Annotated in this window: 15 protein-coding genes and 1 tRNA gene; 13 read left to right on the top strand and 3 right to left on the bottom strand. The window is 61.6% G+C overall.

Translation table 11 applies throughout. The features are described 5' to 3' along the window. Positions 1–20 precede the first annotated feature (20 nt). On the top strand, positions 21–1,025 hold the full coding sequence (gene hrcA / locus AC3WUT_RS11445; protein WP_492347199.1) for a heat-inducible transcriptional repressor HrcA: 1,005 nt from the start codon (positions 21–23) through the stop codon (positions 1,023–1,025). Between the two features lie 46 nt (positions 1,026–1,071). Further along, positions 1,072–1,148, top strand: a tRNA-Ile gene (locus tag AC3WUT_RS11440). Between the two features lie 98 nt (positions 1,149–1,246). On the opposite strand, the gene AC3WUT_RS11435 is transcribed toward AC3WUT_RS11440, so the two are convergent. Continuing rightward, a complete protein-coding gene (locus AC3WUT_RS11435) occupies positions 1,247–1,417 on the bottom strand; it encodes a hypothetical protein (protein WP_492347198.1) in 171 nt (56 codons plus the stop codon). 169 nt (positions 1,418–1,586) lie between these two features. Then, entirely contained in the window at positions 1,587–2,198 is a 612-nt protein-coding gene (locus AC3WUT_RS11430; protein ID WP_492347197.1) for a TetR/AcrR family transcriptional regulator, read from the bottom strand. A 138-nt stretch (positions 2,199–2,336) separates the two neighbouring features. On the opposite strand from AC3WUT_RS11430, the gene AC3WUT_RS11425 reads away from it, so the two are divergent. The 3 genes from AC3WUT_RS11425 to AC3WUT_RS11415 are packed head-to-tail and all read left to right on the top strand — an operon-like array spanning position 2,337 to position 7,929. Continuing rightward, the gene (locus AC3WUT_RS11425) at positions 2,337–3,716 is read left to right on the top strand and encodes an efflux transporter outer membrane subunit (protein ID WP_492347441.1); all 1,380 of its coding nucleotides are present in this window, start codon (positions 2,337–2,339) and stop codon (positions 3,714–3,716) included. Continuing rightward, entirely contained in the window at positions 3,713–4,870 is a 1,158-nt protein-coding gene (locus AC3WUT_RS11420) for an efflux RND transporter periplasmic adaptor subunit (protein WP_492347196.1), read from the top strand. The genes AC3WUT_RS11425 and AC3WUT_RS11420 overlap by 4 nt, the downstream gene beginning before the upstream one ends. Continuing rightward, positions 4,867–7,929 (top strand): efflux RND transporter permease subunit, encoded by a 3,063-nt coding sequence (locus tag AC3WUT_RS11415; RefSeq protein WP_492347195.1) that lies wholly within the window; start codon positions 4,867–4,869, stop codon positions 7,927–7,929. Before AC3WUT_RS11420 ends, AC3WUT_RS11415 begins: the two co-directional genes overlap by 4 nt. 65 nt (positions 7,930–7,994) lie before the next feature. Here the strand turns inward: AC3WUT_RS11415 and AC3WUT_RS11410 are convergent, their stop codons facing one another. After that, complete coding sequence (locus tag AC3WUT_RS11410; protein WP_492347194.1) at positions 7,995–8,696, bottom strand: GntR family transcriptional regulator; 702 nt, start codon at positions 8,694–8,696, stop codon at positions 7,995–7,997. A gap of 306 nt (positions 8,697–9,002) precedes the next feature. Between AC3WUT_RS11410 and AC3WUT_RS11405 the strand changes: the two genes are divergently transcribed. The 8 genes from AC3WUT_RS11405 to AC3WUT_RS11370 all read left to right on the top strand — a co-directional run bounded on the left by AC3WUT_RS11405 (position 9,003) and on the right by AC3WUT_RS11370 (position 20,594). Further along, positions 9,003–10,634 (top strand): DUF1302 domain-containing protein, encoded by a 1,632-nt coding sequence (locus AC3WUT_RS11405; RefSeq protein ID WP_492347193.1) that lies wholly within the window; start codon positions 9,003–9,005, stop codon positions 10,632–10,634. A gap of 13 nt (positions 10,635–10,647) precedes the next feature. Beyond that, on the top strand, positions 10,648–12,021 hold the full coding sequence (locus tag AC3WUT_RS11400) for a DUF1329 domain-containing protein (protein ID WP_492347192.1): 1,374 nt from the start codon (positions 10,648–10,650) through the stop codon (positions 12,019–12,021). 125 nt (positions 12,022–12,146) lie between these two features. After that, positions 12,147–13,259 (top strand): WD40/YVTN/BNR-like repeat-containing protein, encoded by a 1,113-nt coding sequence (locus AC3WUT_RS11395; RefSeq protein WP_492347191.1) that lies wholly within the window; start codon positions 12,147–12,149, stop codon positions 13,257–13,259. After that, complete coding sequence (locus AC3WUT_RS11390; RefSeq protein WP_492347190.1) at positions 13,256–15,649, top strand: efflux RND transporter permease subunit; 2,394 nt, start codon at positions 13,256–13,258, stop codon at positions 15,647–15,649. Before AC3WUT_RS11395 ends, AC3WUT_RS11390 begins: the two co-directional genes overlap by 4 nt. A 199-nt stretch (positions 15,650–15,848) precedes the next feature. Then, complete coding sequence (locus AC3WUT_RS11385; RefSeq protein WP_492347189.1) at positions 15,849–17,324, top strand: efflux transporter outer membrane subunit; 1,476 nt, start codon at positions 15,849–15,851, stop codon at positions 17,322–17,324. Continuing rightward, positions 17,321–18,640 carry an efflux RND transporter periplasmic adaptor subunit gene (locus AC3WUT_RS11380; RefSeq protein ID WP_492347188.1) on the top strand — a complete coding sequence of 440 codons (1,320 nt, stop codon included), beginning with the start codon at positions 17,321–17,323 and terminating at the stop codon, positions 18,638–18,640. Before AC3WUT_RS11385 ends, AC3WUT_RS11380 begins: the two co-directional genes overlap by 4 nt. Next, entirely contained in the window at positions 18,640–19,389 is a 750-nt protein-coding gene (locus tag AC3WUT_RS11375) for an ABC transporter ATP-binding protein (RefSeq protein ID WP_492347187.1), read from the top strand. Before AC3WUT_RS11380 ends, AC3WUT_RS11375 begins: the two co-directional genes overlap by 1 nt. Next, entirely contained in the window at positions 19,389–20,594 is a 1,206-nt protein-coding gene (locus tag AC3WUT_RS11370; protein ID WP_019577917.1) for an ABC transporter permease, read from the top strand. Before AC3WUT_RS11375 ends, AC3WUT_RS11370 begins: the two co-directional genes overlap by 1 nt. The last annotated feature ends 93 nt before the right edge of the window (positions 20,595–20,687 follow it).

Raw genomic sequence — 20,687 nt, 5'->3', positions numbered from 1 at the left:
TACATCATTAAAATTGCGCCATGCTCGATGACCGTTCCAAGTTGTTGTTGAAAGCTCTGGTCGAGCGCTATATCGCTGATGGCCAGCCGGTCGGATCGCGCACGCTGTCCAAGGCTTCGGGCCTGGAGTTGTCGGCGGCCACCATCCGCAACGTCATGTCCGATCTCGAGGACCTGGGCCTGATCGCCAGCCCCCACACCTCGGCCGGTCGCATTCCCACGGCGCGGGGGTATCGGCTGTTTGTGGACACCATGTTGACAGTGCAGCGTGAACAATTGTTGACGCCCCAGCTGGCCCCTGAGCAACCCCAGAAGGTGATCGCCAATGCGGCCCACCTGCTGTCCAACCTGTCCCAGTTTGTGGGCGTGGTCATGGCCCCCCGGCGCACCTCGGTGTTTCGCCACATCGAGTTTCTGCGCCTGTCTGATCGCCGCCTGCTGGTGATCATCGTCTCGCCCGACGGCGACGTGCAAAACCGCGTCATCTTCACCGAGGCCGACTACACCCAGTCTCAACTGCTGGAAGTGGCCAACTTCCTCAACGCCAACTATGCCGGTCTGGCCATCGAACAGGTGCGCGAACGACTCAAGGGCGAAGTCGAAAGCCTGCGCGCCGAAATCGCGGCGCTCATGCAGGCGGCCGTCAATGTCAGTTCAGACGCACTCACCCAGGCCCAGGACGAGGTGGTCATCTCGGGTGAGCGCAACCTTCTGTCGGTCAGCGATTTTTCGGGCGACATGGGTCACCTGCGACGGGCCTTTGACCTGTTCGAGCAGAAAACCCAGCTCATGCGCCTGCTCGATATCTCCAGCCAGGCCGACGGCGTGAGCATCTTCATCGGTGGCGAAAGCAAAACCGTACCCTTCGAAGAGCTGTCGGTCGTCAGTTCACCCTACGAAGTCGACGGCCAGATCGTAGGCACCCTCGGCGTCATCGGCCCGACCCGCATGCCCTACGACCGCATGATCCAGATCGTCGACATCACAGCGAAATTGGTCACCAACGCCCTGAGCCACAACAAGTAGCCTCTTACAATACAAAGATCCTGACCCGGTCACGGGCTCAGGTTGGGGGGCGTTAGCTCAGTTGGTTAGAGCAGAGGACTCATAATCCTTTGGTCGCGGGTTCAAGTCCCTCACGCCCTACCAAGCTGCATAAGGAAATCCCGCTATTCAAAAGATAGCGGGATTTTTGTTTTCTGGGGTTGTGTAGCCACTGTGTAGCCAGATTCCAAGCGTTGCGGTGTTCATCGAAGGTCAACCTTGCCGGACTCCGCGATCCAGCGTCCATAAGCCTTGGAAACTGAGGCCAACTGGAATCCAATTTCTTTGTCCCGCACGATGAAGGCGGAAACCTCCAGGTGGTCGTGGGCGTCGAAGAACAGCTTGCCTTGGTATCTGCGTGCTTGCGTAGTCATGATCCGGTCGTGTGTCTTGTTTGTTGATGATGCGGGCCTTCTGGGGCGAATGCATCATTGATGTCACGAAGCCTCAGGTCTGCTCTTGATTCAAAAAATGTCCATTTAGAAGTGAAGGGGGCATCGTCGGGAGCTCTGATATGGGGGACAAGATGGGAGGACAGGCTGCTTACCACCCTTCGTCTTGCTGGGCTCCATAGACCGCCCAGAAAACACGCAGGGCGTGGCTAGCCGTCTCTGAGATCTCTTGCTCTGACGGCATCGGCATGACGCCAAACAGGCGCCCATGAAAGTAACGCGAGTCCAACAAGCCGCGCAGGTCACTCGCCGCCAGGGCAGTGTCGCAGCGCTTGAGCTCGCCCCTGTCGACGGCCTGGTTCAGAAAATCGACCAGGGGATGGTCAGGCATCCTGGGGCCTTTCTCCAAAAGACACTGGGCCACCAGCTTGTCGACTGAGCCCGCGACCGCCAGCCGGAACAAGGCCAGGGCATCGTCTGAGGTCGTCGCCCTCAGCATGGCTTCACCGAATGCCTGCAAGGCGTCCCGGGTGGCACCCGCTTGGTTCAATTGGCTGAAGGCCGTGTTGAACTGTGCGTCGGCCAGGGTCTGGATCGTCACCAGGAACAGGTCTTCCTTGGAGTCAAAGTAGCCATACAGAGTGGCTTTGGAATGACCCACTGTCTGGGCAACGTCAGACATCTTGGTGCCGGCGTAGCCCTTTTCCATGAAGACAAGGGCTGCAGCCCGAATGATGGCCTGCCGACGAGACTCGGTTTTCACGCGCATGCTTAACCTAACTTTACTTATTTCTACGCAGCGGATGTTTGCCCGGATTTAGCTTGTTTAAAAATAGACCCATAAGTTTAGTTATTGGTTGATCATTTCACAATGCAAATTCAAACACCGCTTCGGCTTTCAATGGTCGTGGCATGGGTAGCCACCCTGTTGGTGGGTTGTGCCACCGTGGGACCGGACTACGTCAAGCCCGACGTGGCCTTGCCGGCGACCTGGCAAGCGCCCCGCCCCCACGGAGGCCAGTTGTCTCAGATGGCGGATTGGTGGGCACAGTTCAATGATCCGGTGCTCGCCCAGTTGCAGAAGGCTGCTCAGGACAACAGCCCGAGTCTGGGCAAGGCGGCGGCGGCCATCCAGTCGGCCAGGGCCAGCGTGACTGTGAACCGGTCTGCGGGTCTGCCTTCGCTCAGTGCCAATGCGTCGTCAACCCGATCGGCCGATCAAACGGGCTCAACAGGCGTCTCCACGACGACCAGTGCGGGCTTTGATGCCAGCTGGGAGGTCGACCTGTTTGGCAGCGTGCGCCGCAACGTTGAGTCGGGCCAGGCCACGCTTCAGGCCAAGCAGGCTGATTGGCACGATGCCCGCATCAGCCTGGCAGCGGAAGTGGCCGGGGATTACGTGGACTACCGAGCCTGCCGTCTCAAGCAGGCGGCCTACCAGGACCAGGCGCTGTCTTATCAGCAGACGCTCAGGTTGACCCATGTCTCGGTTCAGTCTGGCTTCAGCGCCCCCTCGGATCTCATGCTGGCAAAGGCTGGCGCTGCTTCAGCCTCGTCTAGTGCCACGGCCCAGCGGGCCACTTGTGATGTGCTGGTCAAAACCCTGGTGTCGGCAACTGGATTGCCCGAGCCCCGGGTGCGCACCTTATTGGGTGAGCAGGCTGCGGCGCTGCCCAACCCCGCTGAGTATTCTTTGGACGCTCTGCCTGCCAGCGTCATCGGGCAACGCCCTGATGTGACCTCGGCAGAGCGGCAGGTGGCCTCGACCTTGGCCAAGATTGGCGTGGCCGAGGCCAATCGGTGGCCGACGTTCACCATCACGGGCTCGATATCGGCGGCCAGCACGGCGGGCTTGGCAACAACGCCCTGGTCATTGGTCCCTGCGATCTCGCTGCCGCTCTTTCAAGGCGGGTCACTGATCGCCAAGGTGGCCAGCGCCCGGGCCGACTACGACACCGCCGTGGCCAGTTACACCAGCACTGTGCGCAACGCGGTCTTTGAAGTGGAACAGGCCTTGGTCAACCTGGACAGTGCCGCCCTGCGTGAGCGCGATGCCCAGACCAGTGCCGAGCAGTATCGCCAGTACGTGGCCGCGTCCGAGGTCAGCTGGCGGTCTGGCCTGGGCAGCTTGCAAGATCTGGAGACCGCCCGGCGCTCTTACCTGTCGGCCGAACTGAGCCGCATCGAATTACAGCAATCGCGCGTGACTCAGTGGATCACGCTTTACAAGGCCATCGGGGGCAGCTGGCAAGGTGCCCTGGCTTCTGGAGAAAAATCATGAAGTGGATGACCACCCCCTGGCATCGCTGGACCGCCCTGGCCTTGGCGGCCCTCTTGCTCATCGGTGGCGGAACAGCCCTGCAAGTGCACTCACAGCAAAGCGCGGCCGCGACCATCGCCGCCGCGCCCGACACGGCACGCACGGCCTTGACCGTTCAGACCACCCAGCCCAGTACACAGAACTGGCCGCTGATGGCTACCGCCAACGGCACCGTGACCGCCTGGCAAGAGGCCGTGGTGGGTGCCCAGACCGGGGGCCTGCGGGTGGCCACTTTGCGTGCCGAGGTGGGCGACAAGGTGCGTGCCGGCCAGGTGCTTGCTGAATTGGCGAGTGAGGCGGCCCGTGTCGAACTGCGCCGCCTGGAAGCCAACCTGAGCTCGGCCCGGGCCAGCCTGGCGCAGGCCAAGGGCAATGCCGATCGGGCCCGTGCGGCGCGCCAAGGCGCGGCCCTATCCGACCAGTCCTACAACGAGTACCTGAACAACGAACTGACGGCCCAGGCCAGCGTAGACAGCAACCAGGCCCAGGTGGATGCGCAACGCCTCGTGCTCGACCACACCCGCATCGTGGCGGTGGACGATGGGGTGATCACCGCGCGCTCGGCGATGCTGGGCAAGGTGGTGGCCAGCGGCGACGAGATGTTCCGCATGATCCGCCAGGGCCGGCTTGAATGGCAGGCTGAACTGGATGCCGGCCAGATCGGCCGCATCCAGCCGGGACAGAGTGCCAGCCTCAAGTTGCCCACCGGCGTGGCCGTCAACGGCAGGGTGCGGGCCGTGGCCCCCAACCTGTCCACTTCTACGGGGCGTGGCATCGTCTATGTGAGCTTGCAGGCAACGCCCGCCAAGGCGGGCATGTTTGCCAGCGGCAGCATCGAAGTCGGCAATGCGCCGGCACTCACGGTACCGCAATCGTCGGTGGTGTTGTCCGACGGCTACAACTATGTGTTCGAACTGGGCAGTGGCGATCGCGTCACGCGCCGGGGCGTGAGTTTGGGGCGCCGGGTGGGCGATCGCGTCGAAATTGTCGAAGGCCTCGATCCGTCGGCCCGCATCGTCAGTTCGGGCGGTGCTTTCCTGGCGGACGGCGACAAGGTGGCGGTGGCCACCCAGGCCCCGGCGGCGGCCAGCCGCCGTGAGGGGGCTCAGCGATGAACTTCTCCTCCTGGGCCATCCACAAGCCGGCGCCCACCGTGCTGTTGTTCATTCTGTTGACCGTGCTGGGCTTTCTGGGCCTGCACAACTTGGGCATCCAGAAGTTCCCGGACATGGACTTGCCCACCATCAAGATCAGCGCCACCCTTGAAGGGGCGGCACCGGCCCAGCTCGAAACCGAGGTGGCGCGCAAGATCGAGAACAAGCTGGCCTCCCTCAGCCGGCTGGACCATGTCACGACCACCATCTCGGACGGCTCGGTGTCCATCTCGGTGAGCTTTGATATTGCCAAGAACGCCGAAGAAGCCCTCAACGAAGTCCGCAACGCGGTTGACAGCGTCAAGGCCGAATTGCCCACCGCCATGGCGGCCCCGACGGTGGCCAAGGTGACCATGGCGGGCTCGGCCCTGCTCACCTACACAGTGCAGAGCGACCGGCTCAATGAATTCGAAGCCTCTTGGTTTGTCGACAACAACATCTCCAAGGCCATGCTGGCCGTCAAGGGCGTCGCTCAGGTGCAGCGCGTGGGCGGGGTGGACCGCGAAATCCAGGTGGATCTGGACCCGGCCGCCATGGCCGGCCTGCAGGTGAATGCGGCCAATGTGTCCAGCCTTCTGAAATCGATCGAGAAGGACTATTCCGGCGGCCGGGGTGACGTGGGCGGAGCGCGTCAGTCCATGCGCATCCTGGGCGCGGCGGCTTCGGCGCAGGACATCGCTGCCCTGACCTTGCCCTTGTCCGACGGTCGCCGCGTGCGCCTGGACCAGGTGGCCCGCATCAGCGACACCCATGCCGAGCGCAGCACCCGCGCTTACTTCAACGGCCAGCCGGTGATCGGCTTTCAGATCACCCGCTCCAAGGGCTTCTCCGATGAGGGCGTGGCCCGTTCGGTGCGCGCCGCGGTGGCCGACTTTGCCGCGGCCAACCCCCAGGTCAAGATCCAGGAGGCCTATAACACCGTCACCCCGGTAGAAGAGAACTACAAAGGCTCGATGCAACTGCTGTACGAGGGTGCGGCTTTGGCCGTGGTCGTGGTGTGGTGGTTTCTGCGCGACAAGCGTGCCACCTTGATCTCTGCCACCGCCTTGCCCATCTCGATGGTGCCGACGTTTGCCGTCATGCAATGGGCTGGCTTCTCGTTGAACACCGTGTCGTTGTTGGCCCTGGCCCTGGTGGTGGGCATTCTGGTGGACGATGCCATCGTCGAGGTCGAGAACATCGTGCGCCACCTGAAGGCCGGCAAGCCGCCCAAGCAGGCGGCTGAAGAGGCCGCTGGCGAGATCGGCTTGGCCGTGATCGCCACCACCCTCACGCTGGCCGCCGTGTTCTTGCCCACCGCCTTCATGGGGGGCATCCCGGGCCTGATCTTCCGGCAGTTCGGCATCACGGCGGCCACCGCCGTGCTGATGTCGCTGCTGGTGGCGCGCCTGCTCACGCCCATGATGGCGGCCTACTTTCTCAAGACCCCAACCCACGAGGAAGCACCTGACGGCCCCATCATGCGCCGCTACCTGGGCTGGGTGAACCTGTGCCTGAGCCACCGCAAGACCACTGTGGCGGTGGTCGTGGCCCTCTTTGCGCTATCGGTGGCCTTGATTCCGCTGATCCACACCGAGTTCTTTCCGGCGGGTGATGATGGCCAGGTGCAGCTGACCCTGACCCAGCCCCCAGGCAGCACCCTGGACACCACCACGGCCGTGGCCCTGCAGGCCGCCGACATCGCCCGCCAGTTGCCCGAGGTGAGCGATGTGTTCATCTCGTCCGGCACAGCCAGTTCGGGCGATGGCATGAACGCCTCCACCACAGCCGAAGTGACCAGCGCCATCGTGACCCTGAACCTCGTCCCTCATGGCGAGCGCCACCGCAAGCAATCCGAGGTCGAAGGCGATCTGCGCAAACGCCTGCGCGCCCTGTCGGGCACCCGCGTCAGCGTCGGCAATGGCGCTAGCGGCACCAACCTGACCCTGACGCTGGCCAGCGACGACCCGGGTGCCCTGAGCCGGGCCGCCAATGCCGTCGAAAAAGACCTGCGTGGCCTGCCGGGTCTGGGCAACGTGACCTCCAGCGCTGCGCTGCAGCAGCCCGAGGTGCAGGTGCTGCCCGATTTTGCCCGGGCCGCCGCCTTGGGCGTGTCCACCTCCGACCTGGCCGACCTGATGCGGGTGGCCACCAACGGTGACTTCAGCACCAGCCTGGCCAAGCTCAATCTACCCCAGCGCCAGGTGGCGGTGCGGGTGCGCCTGGACCCTGCGGCGCGTTCCAATCTGGCGACCATCGCCCAGATGCGCCTGCCCGCCACCAATGGCAGCGTGGCCCTGGCCTCGGTGGCCGAGGTCCAGATGGGCTCCAGCCCGGCGCAGATCAACCGCATCGACCGTGAACGCAACGTCACCTTGACCATCGAGCTCAATGGTCAGACCCTGGGCGATGTGAACCGGGCCGTGATGAATCTGCCTTCGGTGCGCAACTTGCCCCCGGGCGTCCACACCGTGGCCCAGGGCGACCTGCAGCGCATGTCCGAGATGTTCAGTAGCTTCGGCATTGCCATGGCCATCGGTGTGTTCTGCATCTATGGGGTGCTGGTGCTGTTGTTTCATGACTTTCTGCAGCCTGCCACCATCCTGGCAGCACTTCCCCTGTCGCTGAGCGGTGTTGTCGCCGCCTTGCTGGTCACGGGTAACAGCTTCTCCATGCCCACCGTGATCGGCTTTGTGTTGTTGATGGGCATTGTCACCAAGAACTCCATCCTGTTGGTCGAGTACGCCATCATGGCGCGCCGCGACCACGGCATGACGCGCCACGATGCCCTGGTGGACGCCTGCCACAAGCGGGCCCGACCCATCGTCATGACCACCATCGCCCTGACGGCGGGCATGCTGCCGATTGCACTGGGCCTCGGCGCTGACCCCAGCTTCCGCCAGCCGATGGCCATCGTGGTGATTGGTGGCGGGATCGCGTCGACGGCCCTCAGCCTGTTGGTGATCCCTACCGTGTTTACTTATGTGGACGACTTGTTGATCTGCGTACGAGGGTGGTTCATCCGCCGAGCGCCCTCGTGAACGCTTCTCGCCTGCGGTGCAGGTGCGCATTAGCAATGCTGGTCTTGCTCAGATGTTTGAAAACATCACCCAGTCGCTTTTCGAGCGCCGGTGGCGCGGGAAGAGTAACCATCGCGTTGTCCAAAACCAGCCTCGAGAATGATGTTGGCGGTTTGCCAAAAATGGTCTTCAAGAATCTTGCAGGCCAGGTCTGCATCCTTGCCCATGACCGCTTCCATCAACTGTTGGTGTTCATCTGAAGTGTTCCGTCCCTGGCTTGCCGGCACGACTGCTGAATTGTTTAGGTACTTTTCGGCCAGATTTCTGTAGCGCTCGGACTTGTCATAGAGCAGTCCGCACAGGCGCATCAACCATTCCGAGCGGCAACCCGAGACCAGCGACTCGTGAAACTGCCGATGAGCCAGCGCCCAGGCGGCGTGTTTCTCAACTGAAGTAGGCAGGTCGGTCCGTGAGAGCCGGTGGAAGCTCGACAGGATCCGCGTCTCCCATTCCACATCACCGCGCTCTACAGCTTGGCGCAAGGCCAATTGTTCGATCTGGATGCGGGTTTGCGTGAGGTCGACCAGCTCTTCCTGTGAAACCGGCGCGACGCAAAAGCCGCGCTGCTCTTCCGATTCGACCAGTCCATCCGTCACCAGGCGTGACAAGGCCTCCCGGATGGCGGTGGCCCCGATGTTGTATCGCTCGCTCAAGGTCTGGATGCGCAGGCGCTCGTCCGGACGCAGCTCACCAAGAAGTATGTCGGCACGCAGCAGTTCAAACGCCATGGTGGTGAGGCTGCGGGCATTTGAGGCGACTGGGGCAGTTGCAGTGGGTGTGACCATGAAGCAAGTGGATGGAAATCGAACTGAAATCTTACAGGCTCGCAATGATGGATGAACCTTCACTTTGTGTCTATATCGTTGTTTCTATGGATATCCCTAAGAAAAATATATAAAACACAACTTAATATATACATCAGCCCGGTAGCAATGTACCGGTGGCCAGGTGAGAGGTTCACATCACCCCAGAAGGGGAAAAGAGGAGACTTAATGAGGACAGATATGAGGACGGGGGGTGCCGGGTCTCGGCGCATGGCTCCATTGGCTGCTGCGGTTGCGCTGTTGGGATGCGGCGCAGCTCATTCGCTTGAGCTTCAGACTGACAACAGTGACTTGTCGGTGCGGTGGGACAACACCGTCAAATACAGCTCTGCCTTTCGAGTGAGGTCACCCAGTGCGACGCTGTTGTCGAATCCCAACAACGATGATGGAGACCGCAACTTCAGCAAGGGGCTGATCTCCAGCCGCCTTGATCTGTTCAGCGAGATGGACCTGAGCTATCAGCGCAACTTTGGCATGCGCCTGAGTGCGGCGGCCTGGAATGACAGTGTCTATCTCCGGCCTAACGGCAACCCTGGCTTTTCTGGTGGTGCCTACCCCAATCAGACCTCCGTGGCAGGCAACCGGTTTACGCAGGCCACTCGCGACATTCATGGTCGCAAGGCGGAAATGCTGGATGCCTTCGTTTTTGGCAAGTTCGATCTGGATGGCCGTTCGGCCAGCGTTCGTGCTGGCCGGCACTCACTGCTCTGGGGTGAAAGCCTGTTTTTTGGCGGCAATGCGATCGCGGGTGCGCAGCAACCCTTTGATGTGGTCAAGCTGGTCTCGGTGCCCAACACCCAGTTCAAGGAGGCCATCCGCCCGGTTCCCCAAATTTCCGGTCAGTATCAGTTGAGCTCGACAGCCTCAGTCGGGGCCTATGTGCAAACTGGCTGGGCGCCCAGCCGCATGCCCGGGGTCGGCAGTTACTTCAACAACACCGACCCAGCACCCGTGGGTGGCGAAAGCATTTTGCTGTCCCCCGGCACATCGCCTGCGCAAAGATCGGCCGATGTCCGGCCCAGCGATCGCGGGCAAGGAGGGGTGCAGCTGAAATTGCGGGGCGAAGAGGCTGACTATGGCTTTTACCTGATCCGCTATCACGCCAAGACACCCCAACTGGTACCTCATCTGGTCATGACCGCCGGGGGGCCGACGCCTGATTCCTACTCACTGGTCTATCACCAAGGTACGACCGCACTGGGTGCCAGCGCAAGCAAGACATTCGGTAATTTCAATGTGGCCATTGAGGGGTCGATCCGGCACAACGCCGACCTGGCTAGCAGTCAAGCGGCTGATGTGAGCGCCTTTGCAGCGGGTGGGGCCACCAACAACACCAACAATCCGGGATATGCGGTCGGCAGGACCGCGCATTTCAATGTCAACACGATCGGCAGCCTCGGGCCGGGGCCGCTGTGGCGTGAAGCGAGCCTGATTGGCGAAATCGCGTGGAACCGCCTCTTGTCGGTGTCCAGAAACGCGGCGGCGCTCGACACCAACGGCACCCGGGATGGTGTGGCTTTCCGGGTGGTGCTGGAGCCGATGTATCGCGGCCTGATTGATGGTGTTGACCTGGGCTTACCGATCGGCCTGGGATTTGCCCCCAAGGGCTCGCGGCCCTTGGCTGTGAGCAACCCGAACGCTTGGGTTCCCGCAGGTGGCGGTGATCTATCCATTGGGGTCAACGCCATCTACCGCGACGCGTGGCGTTTCTCGATGGCCTACACCCACTATTTCGGTCCAGCGAACACTTTCAACAACGCGAATCAGAACGGCGCCTATACCTGGGCCCAAACCCTCAAGGATCGCGACTTTGTGTCGGCTTCCCTCACGTACACCTTTTGACCCTGTGCTCACCATGAAACGTAACCACAAACTGAGCGGCCTCGCTGCCTTATCGATTGCGCTGACTCTTGCATATGCCGCGGCCCACGCAGCCGTTTCAGCCGAAGAAGCCGCAGCCCTCAAGGGCCCCCTTACCCCGATGGGTGCAGAAAAGGCCGCCAACAAGGACGGCACCATCCCGGCCTGGAACGGAGGTCTGACGACCGTCACGCCGGGATTCATCAATGGCGGTCGCCGGCCCGATCCGTTCGCCTCGGACAAGGCCGTTTACAGCGTGGACGCAAAAAATGTCCAAGAGCACGCTGCGCGCCTCCCGGACGGAGTCAAGCAGTTGATGCAACGCTACCCAAACAGCTTCCGTGTGGATGTCTATCCGACTCGGCGAACCGCAGCGGCGCCGCAGTACGTTTATGACAACACCTTCCGCAACGCCACGCGGGCGAAGATGGTTGAAACCTCTGCAGGCCCGGTGCCAGAAGGCGCGTTTGCCGGCGTCCCCTTCCCGATTCCCAAGACCGGGGCAGAAGTGATGTGGAATGTGCTGTTGCGTTGGCGTGCAGAGTCCTGGTACAGCGAGTTCAATGGGTATACCTTGACGCCCGAGGGCAAGCAGGTATTGGTGCAACAGACCCGCAACGATTACCAGATGCCGTATTACGCACCCGATGGCTCGCCCGAAAAGTTCAGCGGTGAGCATTGGATGGTCCGCTCGATCAACACGGGGCCCGCCATTCGCGCAGGGGAAGCGCTCACCGGCCGTGAACAACTCAATGGCGACAAGACCCAGGTGTGGGTTTATTTGACCGGGCAACGCCGAGTTCGCAAGCTGCCCAATGCTTGCTGCGATACACCGACTCCTTTTTCTGCAGGCGTGGCCTCGTTTGATGAGGTGGAGGGCTTCTCCGGTCGTTTGGATCGCTTCGACTGGAAGCTGGTGGGCAAGCAGGAGATGCTGATTCCGTACAACAGCAACCGCTCGCTGGTTCCCCTCAAGGACAACGAACTGGTCGGAGAGCACCACCTCAACCCTGACAACGTGCGCTGGGAGTTGCACCGGGTATGGGTCGTCGAGGCCAACCTGAAGGCCGGACAGCGCCATACCTCACCCAGGTCGCGCTACTACATTGATGAGGATTCCTGGTTGCTGGTGTGGGGCGATCGCTGGGATTCCAAAGGCCAACTGGCGCGTTCCCAGTTCACTTTGCCGGTTGCCATGCCCGATGTGCCCGCACAAGCCGCCACGACCTGGGGCGCCTACGACCATATGGCTGGCAGCATGTTTGTCACCTTGGTGATGAACCAGCAGAAGAGCCAATACAAGATCCAGAAGCGCTACAGCGACTCGGTCTTTACACCTGACGCCATGGCCGGTGAGGGCGTGCGTTGAGATGAACACACCCACCACACCCCAGTTCGAAGCTGCTGCGCCACAGCATCCGTGGCTCAACGAAGCGGTTTTCATTGGAGATCACTTGCTGTCCGCCCAGCCTTGGGTCGTCTCAATCGAAGTTTATGAAGCCCTTTGAATTGGTAAACCGTCGCCGCTTCAGCGCAAGCGCGGCCTGCTTGGCTGTTTTTTTCAGCGGCGCTGGCAAGGCCACGGAACCTGGTGAGCGATCTGACGGCGGCAAATTCGGCGCGTTGGAACGCCCTGCTCAGACCGTGCGGTATCCGGAAAAATGTGTCATGTTGGCGGTCACACAAGCCGGCAAGCGCCTGGTGGCGGTCGGCGAGCGCGGCGTGGTCATTCTGTCGGATGACGCAGGGCGCTCCTGGCGCCAAGCCAAAAGCGTACCCGTGAGCACCACCTTGACGGCCGTCGGGTTCTCGGACTCCCAGAACGGCATTGCCGTGGGGCATGGCGGGGTCATCCTGGTCACCCGCAACAGCGGTGAATCGTGGCAACTGGCCGCAGATGGCCGCAAGCTGGCCTCGTTGGCCCAGTCCGCGGCCCAGTCTCGTCAGATGGCCGGCGATCGTGCTGCGGCTGCGTTGCTGAAGGAGTCCGCCCTGCTCATGCAGGACGGACCTGATAAGCCCTTGTTGGACCTCGTCATCCTCGGCCCTCAACGCGCGGCGGTGGTAGGTGCCTACAACCTGTTTTTTGAAACCACTGACGGCGGCATGACATGGAACAGTGCCCTCGACCGCCTTGACAACCCAAAGTCCCAGCACCTCTATGCGATCCGGGCCCACGGCCCCGTTTGGATGATTGCTGGCGAACAAGGCCTGCTGCTGCGTTCTACGGATGCAGGTCGAAGTTTTCAGGTCTTGAAGTCGCCCTATGAAGGCAGCTGGTTCACGTTGGCTGTCACTCCCGAGGGCGGCTGGGTGGTCGCTGGTTTGCGTGGCAATGCGTACTTCTCTCAAGACGCAGGCAATTCCTGGCGCAAGCTCGCTGGAGCACCTCCGGTGTCCTTTGTCAGCGCGTTGGCGTTGCCGGATGGCTCGGTGGTTCTGGCCAACCAGGCTGGCGAGTTGTTCACGGCACGGAATGACGCCCCCCTGCAGGCCATGGACCTCCCCACCCTGAGTCCCTTGTCGCAGGTTGCCGTGATGGCGGGCGGCGATGTCGTCACTGTTGGAATGAGCGGGACCTCTCGCCTGGAAGCGAAAAAGCCATGAATCTCGATGAATTTGATCGCCATTCCGGGTCGGTCCTGGAACGCCTGTTGTTCAATCATCGGCGGTGGGTTGTATTCCTGTGCCTGATGGTGACGCTGGTGCTTGGGTGGCAGGCCACACACTTGCGACTCTCTGCCAGTTTCGAAAAGACCATCCCGACCCGACATCCTTTTGTCGCGAACTACCTGCAAAACCAGTCGGAGCTCAGGGGCCTGGGGAATGCACTGCGAATCGCCGTCGCCAATCCGAACGCGACCCTCTACGACGCTCAGTATCTGGAAACACTGCGGCAGCTCAGCGACGAAGTTTTCCTTTTGCCGGGTGTCGACCGCAATGCAATGAAGAGCCTGTGGACGTCCACGACGCGCTGGACGGGCGTCACTGAAGACGGCCTGGAAGGTGGCCCGGTCATTCCCGATGGCTTCGATGGTGGGCCGAACAGCTTGCGCCAATTGGCAGCGAACATTGCACGCTCTGGCGAAATAGGTCAATTGGTCGCTTTTGACGCGCGATCCAGTGTGATTTACGTCCCTCTGATGACAAAGCAAGCTGACGGGCGTCCGGTTGACTATGGCCAGCTTGCGCAGTCCCTGGAAGGGCTGCGCAGCAAGTACGAGGCTCAAGGCGTGACGGTCCACATCACCGGGTTTGCCAAACTGGTGGGTGATCTGATCGAGGGTGTGCAGGCTGTGTTGCTGTTCTTTGCCGCAGCCGTTGCCATCGCCGCAGCCATGGTCTACTGGTACACCCGGTGCGCGCGTTCCACCTTGCTGGTGGTGTGCAGCTCATTGATCGCGGTGGTTTGGCAATTGGGACTGCTGCCGACCTTGGGTTTTGCACTCGACCCGTACTCGATGTTGGTGCCCTTCCTGGTATTTGCCATCGGCATGAGTCACGGTGCCCAAAAAATGAACGGCATCATGCAGGACATCGGTCGTGGAACGGACAAACTGGTGGCCGCACGCTTCACCTTCCGCCGCCTGTTTCTGGCTGGTCTGACGGCGCTCGTGGCCGATGCTGTGGGCTTTGCCGTGTTGCTGGTGATCGACATTCAGGTCATTCGTGAGCTTGCTATCGCTGCTTCGATTGGCGTGGCGGCGTTGATCTTCACCAATCTGATCCTGCTCCCCATTCTGCTGTCCTACACGGGCGTAGAACCCGCCGCCGCGCGACGCAGTCTGCAGGCCGAGCTGGCTGATGAGGCTGGGGCTGCAAAGCACCCGTTGTGGGCCTTTCTTGACCGTTTCACGCAGCCCTTCTGGGCGCGTCTGGCGGTTCTTGGTGGCATGGCTTTGCTTGTTCTGGGAGGGGTGGTCGGCAGCCGGCTTTCGATTGGTGATCTGGATCCGGGCGCACCTGAGTTGCGAGAGTCGAGCCGCTACAACCGGGACGTGGCGTTCCTCAATGCGGCCTATGGCGCTTCGAGCGATGTGCTGGCCGTGATGGTGAAGACGCCCGATGGGGAATGCACGCGCCTGCAGACGGTTCAGAAGGTTGACGATCTGGAATGGCAATTGCGCCAGATCGATGGAGTTGAATCCACCAACACCCTGGCGTTGCTGAATCGACGTGTGCTGACGGGGCTGAACGAAGGCAACCCCCGTTGGTATGAACTGCTTCCCAATCAGGAGATGGTCAACACGGTCACCGCCAATGCGCCGCGTGGTTTGTACAACGACAGTTGCAATCTTCTCACCGTCTATGTGTACTTGCGCGACCACAAGGCCCAGACGCTGCGCCGGGTGACCCAGCTCGTGCAGCAGTTCGCTGCGGCCAACGACACCGCCGATACGCACTTCCTCCTTGCCGCCGGCACGGCAGGCATCGAGGCTGCCACCAACATCGTTGTGAAAGACGCATGGAACCTGATGCTGTGGCTGGTCTACTCCGCGGTGGCCTTGCTGGCCTTCATCACCTTCCGTTCCTGGCGTGCCGTCCTGGTCGCGATCATTCCTTTGCTGGTCACCTCCGTTCTCGCTGAGTCTCTGATGGTGGCTTTGGGGATGGGGGTCAAGGTCGCGACCCTGCCCGTGATCGCGCTCGGCGTGGGCATTGGTGTTGACTATGCCCTGTACATCCTGTCTGTTGTACTGGCCCGGCTGCGCGAAGGCTGCACTTTGTCCGAGGCTTACTACCGTGCTTTGCTGTTCACCGGCAAGGTGGTGATGTTGACCGGTGTGACCTTGGCCATCGGTGTCATCACATGGGTGGCCAGCCCGATCAAGTTCCAGGCTGATATGGGCCTTCTGCTTGCCTTCATGTTTCTTTGGAACATGCTGGGTGCGATGGTCTTGCTGCCGGCACTGGCGTATTTCCTCCTCAAGCCGACCCCTCACGTGGGTCGGATTTCTCCGAACCCGATGGTCTTCAAGGTCCGGGATGCAGCTTGACTTCCGCTGCAGGCATTCCCTTCGTGGGCCACCCAGTGATCGATCTGGAACGCATGGCGTCGTGACTCTCTGAGTCAGAGGCTGTTGACACAGTTCTGATACGACCACTTCATCAGGCTTTACGTCTCGGAAGTGCGCAAGGCCTTGACGCCACAGTCCGACTGCATAAACTATACCCATGAGTTTAGTTAAGTTTCGGATGCAACCCTTTGCCCTGAGCGGCCCCGTAGGGTTGATCGTGTTGGCCGGGACTCTACTCACAGGCTGTGCTGTGGGGCAGGTGTATGTCCTACCAGGAATGACCTCGCCGGCATCCTGGCAGGCCTCGTTGCCCCATGGCGGCCAACTCGACCAAATCAATGACTGGTGGAGACAGTTCGACGACGCCACCATGGCCACTCTGGTGGCGATGAGCGAATCAGGCAGTCCCAGCCTGACGATCGCTTGGGCGAACATCGAGAAGGCCCGTGCCACGTTGGCGTCGGTGCGCTCGGGGCGGCTGCCGTCCGTGAACGCCTCGGCCTCTGCAAGTCGGGAACGCTCCTTGGGGGTGGTCCAAACGGCACGCAGTGCCGGTTTTGACAGCTCGTGGGAGCTGGACCTGTTCGGAAAGTTGCGGCGCAACGAAGAGGCGGCCACAGCCCGGGTGGAGGCGCGCACCCGGGATTGGCACGACACACGTGTCTCATTGGCGGCCGAAGTGGCCGATGTCTATGTGCAATGGCAGGCTTGTGGCTTGCTGGCCGATGCCTATGACCGCGCGCTGGCCTCCAACCAACAGACCGAAACGGTGACGAGGGCCCTGGTCCGCGCCGGTCTCGATGCGGTAGCCGATGGCGCGCTCGCGCAGGCCAGCGTGGCCAGCGCATCTGACACCTTGCTGGCTCAGCAAGCCCAGTGCGACCTCTTGGTCAAGGCCATGGTGTACTTGAGCGGCGCCAATGAGGGCGCGCTGCGAGCACTCCTGGAGCAGGCGCCGCGTCGTCTTGCCGAGCCTCGGGAGTTCGTCGTCACCGCCGTGCCGGCTCAGGTCCTGCAACAGCGGCCTGACTTGGGCGCTCTGGAGCGCGAAGTGGCCGCCACCCACGCCGAAATTGGCGCGGCTCAGGCTGCGCTCTACCCCAGTCTGTCGCTGAGTGGCTCAATCGGCCTCTCGGCGACAACCGGCACACCTTCGTCGGCTTGGTCCTTCGGACCCTCGATCTCGTTGCCGATATTCGACGGAGGGTCGCGACAAGCCGCGATCGCGAATGCCCAAGCAGCCTATCGCTCCGCGTATGCCAGCTACCAGCAGGGTGTGCGCCAGGTCGTGAAGGACGTTGAACAATCTCTCGTGCGCCTGAACAGTGCCACAAGCCGTGCCCAATATGCCTTGATTGCTGAGACACGGTACCGGGATTACTTCCTGGCGACTGACAGCAACTGGCGAGCCGGAAAGGTGAGCTTGCTGACGCTGGAAGAAGCCCGCCGCTCGGCCCTTTCCGCTGAAGTCCAGCGCATCTCGCTGCAGCGCGACCGAGTTCAGTACTGGATTGCGCTTTACAAGGCGGTTGGAGGAGGCTGGACACAGCAGCTGGCTCAGGCCCCAGCCGCAGGGGCGGCCATGGCGTCCGGGCCCACGGTAGGCGCCATCGCCTCCGATGAATTCAAATTGCAACATCAGGCTTTGCCATGACTCAAGATACCTCGCATCCACGGACGCGGCCCTTGACGGCCGATGCCGTCGCCAAACAGTTGGGCGACGGGCAGGGCGGGACGCGGTTTTCATTGAAGCAACGCAAGTGGATGCTGGCCGTGCTGCTGGGCACAGCCGCCTTGGGTGGCCTGTCGTTCTGGAAGTGGCAGTCCGGCGCCTCGCGACAGCAATACGAAACGGAAGAGGCTTCGACTGGTGCTCTGGTTGTTCGGGTCTCTGCCACGGGCAATCTCCAGCCCCTGACGAAGGTGGATGTCGGCAGCGAGCTGTCAGGCACGATCGACAAGGTCCGGGTGAAGGACAACGACACGGTTTCCCAGGGGCAGATCCTGGCGGAGCTGCAGACCAGCAACTTGCAGGATCAGGTCACGGCATCGGAGAGCGCGTTGCGCAAGGCCTCGGCCTCGCTGCTGCAATACAAGGCGGCCACTCGGGATGCCCAGGCTGGGGTCAAACGCAATGAGGAAGCATGGAAGCTCTCTGGCGGCATGGTTCCTGCGAAAAGTGAACTGGAGGGCTCGCAGATCACCTTGGAAAAGGCTCAGGCCAATGAAGCCAGTGCGGTAGCTGCAGTGGATGAAGCTCAGGCCACTTTGAACACTAACCGGACCAACCTCAAGAAGGCGACCTTGCGATCGCCGATCAATGGCGTGGTGCTGAAACGTTCGGCGGAGCCCGGGCAGACGGTGGCGGCCAGTTATCAAGTCACCACACTCTTCACGCTGGCCCAGGACCTTACCCAGATGAAACTGGAGGTCAATGTCGACGAAGCTGACGTTGGCCAGGTCAAGGAAGGGCAGTTGGCTGACTTCACGGTCGATGCCTATCCCGATCGCAGTTTTCCGGCCCGGATCGTCCGGCTGCGCTATGGCGCTGACACGACAAACAATGTGGTGACCTACCAGGCTGTGTTGGAGGTCAGCAATAAAGACCTGAGCTTGCGGCCTGGAATGACGGCGAATGCCCGCATCGTCACCCTGCGCAAGGAGCGGGTGTTGCAGGTTCCCAATGCCGCGCTACGATACGCCCCGCCTCCGGTGTCGCAACAGACCACCAGCAGCGTGACCAGCCTGCTGATATCCGTGCCTCGGCAGCAAAAATCCACCCAGACCAGCACGTCTGTCACGAGTGGCAGCGAGCAGTCCGTGTGGAAGCTGATCGATGGCCGGCCCACCGAGGTCAGGCTGCTGGTGGGCGCCAGCGACGGCAGGATGACGGAGGTCTTGAAAACGCTGTCGGCGGAGTTGAAGGCCGGCGACCGCCTGATTGTGGACAGCAGGGAGCCTTCAAAGTGATGGCGCGGGTCCCTTTGCCAGAGGACACGCCAGTCATCGCCTACGCCAAGGTCTGCAAGACTTATGGCGAGGGGGCGACCCGCTTCCAGGCGCTCACCGATGTGGATCTGGAGATCCGCCGCGGCGAATTCGTGGCCATCATGGGCCCCAGCGGATCGGGCAAATCCACGGCCATGAACATCATGGGGTGCCTGGATACGCTGACCTCGGGAAGCTACCGCTTTTTCGGCACCCCCGTTGAATCGCTGAGCCAGGACCAGTGCGCACTGCTGCGTCGCAACTACATTGGCTTTGTGTTCCAGGGGTTCAACCTGTTGCGCCGGACTTCGGCGCAGGAGAACGTTGAACTACCGCTGGTTTACCGAGGTCAACGCCCCGTCGAGCGGGCGCAGTTGGCGCAGGCGGCTTTGGCCGAGGTGGGCCTCAAAGGCTGGGAGCACCATACCTCGGCTGAGCTTTCTGGCGGGCAGCAGCAACGTGTGGCGATCGCCCGGGCTATCGTCACCGAGCCTGCCTTGTTGCTGGCTGACGAACCCACCGGGAACCTGGACACCCATCGAAGCGACGAGATCATGCAATTGCTGGTCCGGCTGAACCAGGATCGAGGGATCACGGTGGTGATGGTGACCCACGAAACGGACATGGCCGCCTACGCGGATCGGATCCTGCATTTCGTGGATGGTCGGCTGGTCAGTGACACCCCGACAGACGGCATCCGTTCCTCGGCGCAGAACAGTGGAGGCCAGTGATGTGGGGCAACACCTTCTTGCTGGCGTTGCGGGAGATTCGGCGCAACCTCATGCGCTCAATGCTCACGATGCTGGGAATCGTGATCGGTGTGTCGGCAGTGGTCACCATGGTCACGTTGGGCAACGGCGCCACGGCCTCTGTGTCCAGCCAGATCTCCAGTCTCGGCAGCAACCTGATCATTGTGATGCCCGGCCAGCGCATGGAGCTGGGCACCAGCACCTCGCCGCCCAAATTCAAGCAGGCAGACATCGAAGTCATGCGCTCACAGGTGACCGGTGTCGATCGGGTGGCGCCCATGGTGACTGCGTCACTCATGGCGATCTCCAGCGCCAAGAACTGGAGGACCAGTGTCACGGGCTCCAATGGCGACTACCTCGTGGTGAGCAACTGGGTGGTCAGGGATGGCCGCAGTTTCACGGATGCCGAACTGAGAGGCGGCAAGTCGGTCTGCATCGTCGGGGACCGCGTGCGTAAAGAGCTCTTTGGCGACAAGAAGCCTTTGGGCACAGATTTGCGGCTACAGAACTTCAGTTGCCAGATCGTTGGCTTTTTCAAGGCCAAAGGTCAGAGTTCGACGGGCACAGACCAGGATGACTTCGTCCTGGTGCCGATATCCACGCTGCAGCGACGGGTCGTGGGCAATACCGATATTGGCGCCATCCTGATTTCTGTCCGCCAGGGGTTTTCCACCGATATCGTCAAGGGGCGCATCGAGCGTCTGATGAGGGAGCGCCGACACCTCACCGATGGGGAGGACAACAACTTCAATGTCATCGATACCAAGCAGCTTTCTGACACCCTCTCGGGCACTACGCGCATCCTGACACTGCTGCTGGGCGCGGTGGCCGGGGTCAGCCTGCTGGTGGGGGGCATTGGCATCATGAACATCATGCTGGTCAGCGTGACGGAGCGAACACGTGAGATCGGAATCCGGCTGGCCATCGGAGCGATGGCCCGTGAGGTCTTGATGCAGTTCCTGGTCGAAGCGGTGTCGCTGTCGGCGGTTGGCGGCCTGGTCGGCCTGTTGCTGGCGGCGGTGGTCTCCATCACGCTGTCTTCCTTGATGGGGCTGCCCTATCACTTTGATGCACAGATCAACCTGCTGGCCTTCATGTTCTCTGCGGCCATCGGTATTGTTTTCGGCTACACACCGGCAAAACGCGCGGCCAGACTGAACCCTATCGAAGCGCTGCGGCACGAGTGACCGCGTGCGGCGTGCTGGCCGTATCCACACGAGGTCAGCCTGCGGATGGATTCCGCAGACACAGGACCCGCAAGCGCTGCTCGACGACCCTGC

The sequence above is a fragment of the Curvibacter sp. EU05-FHT14A10 genome, from assembly GCF_058791075.1.
The sequence above is the reverse complement of the archived record's forward strand: the minus strand, read 5'-3'. Positions and strand labels throughout refer to the sequence as shown.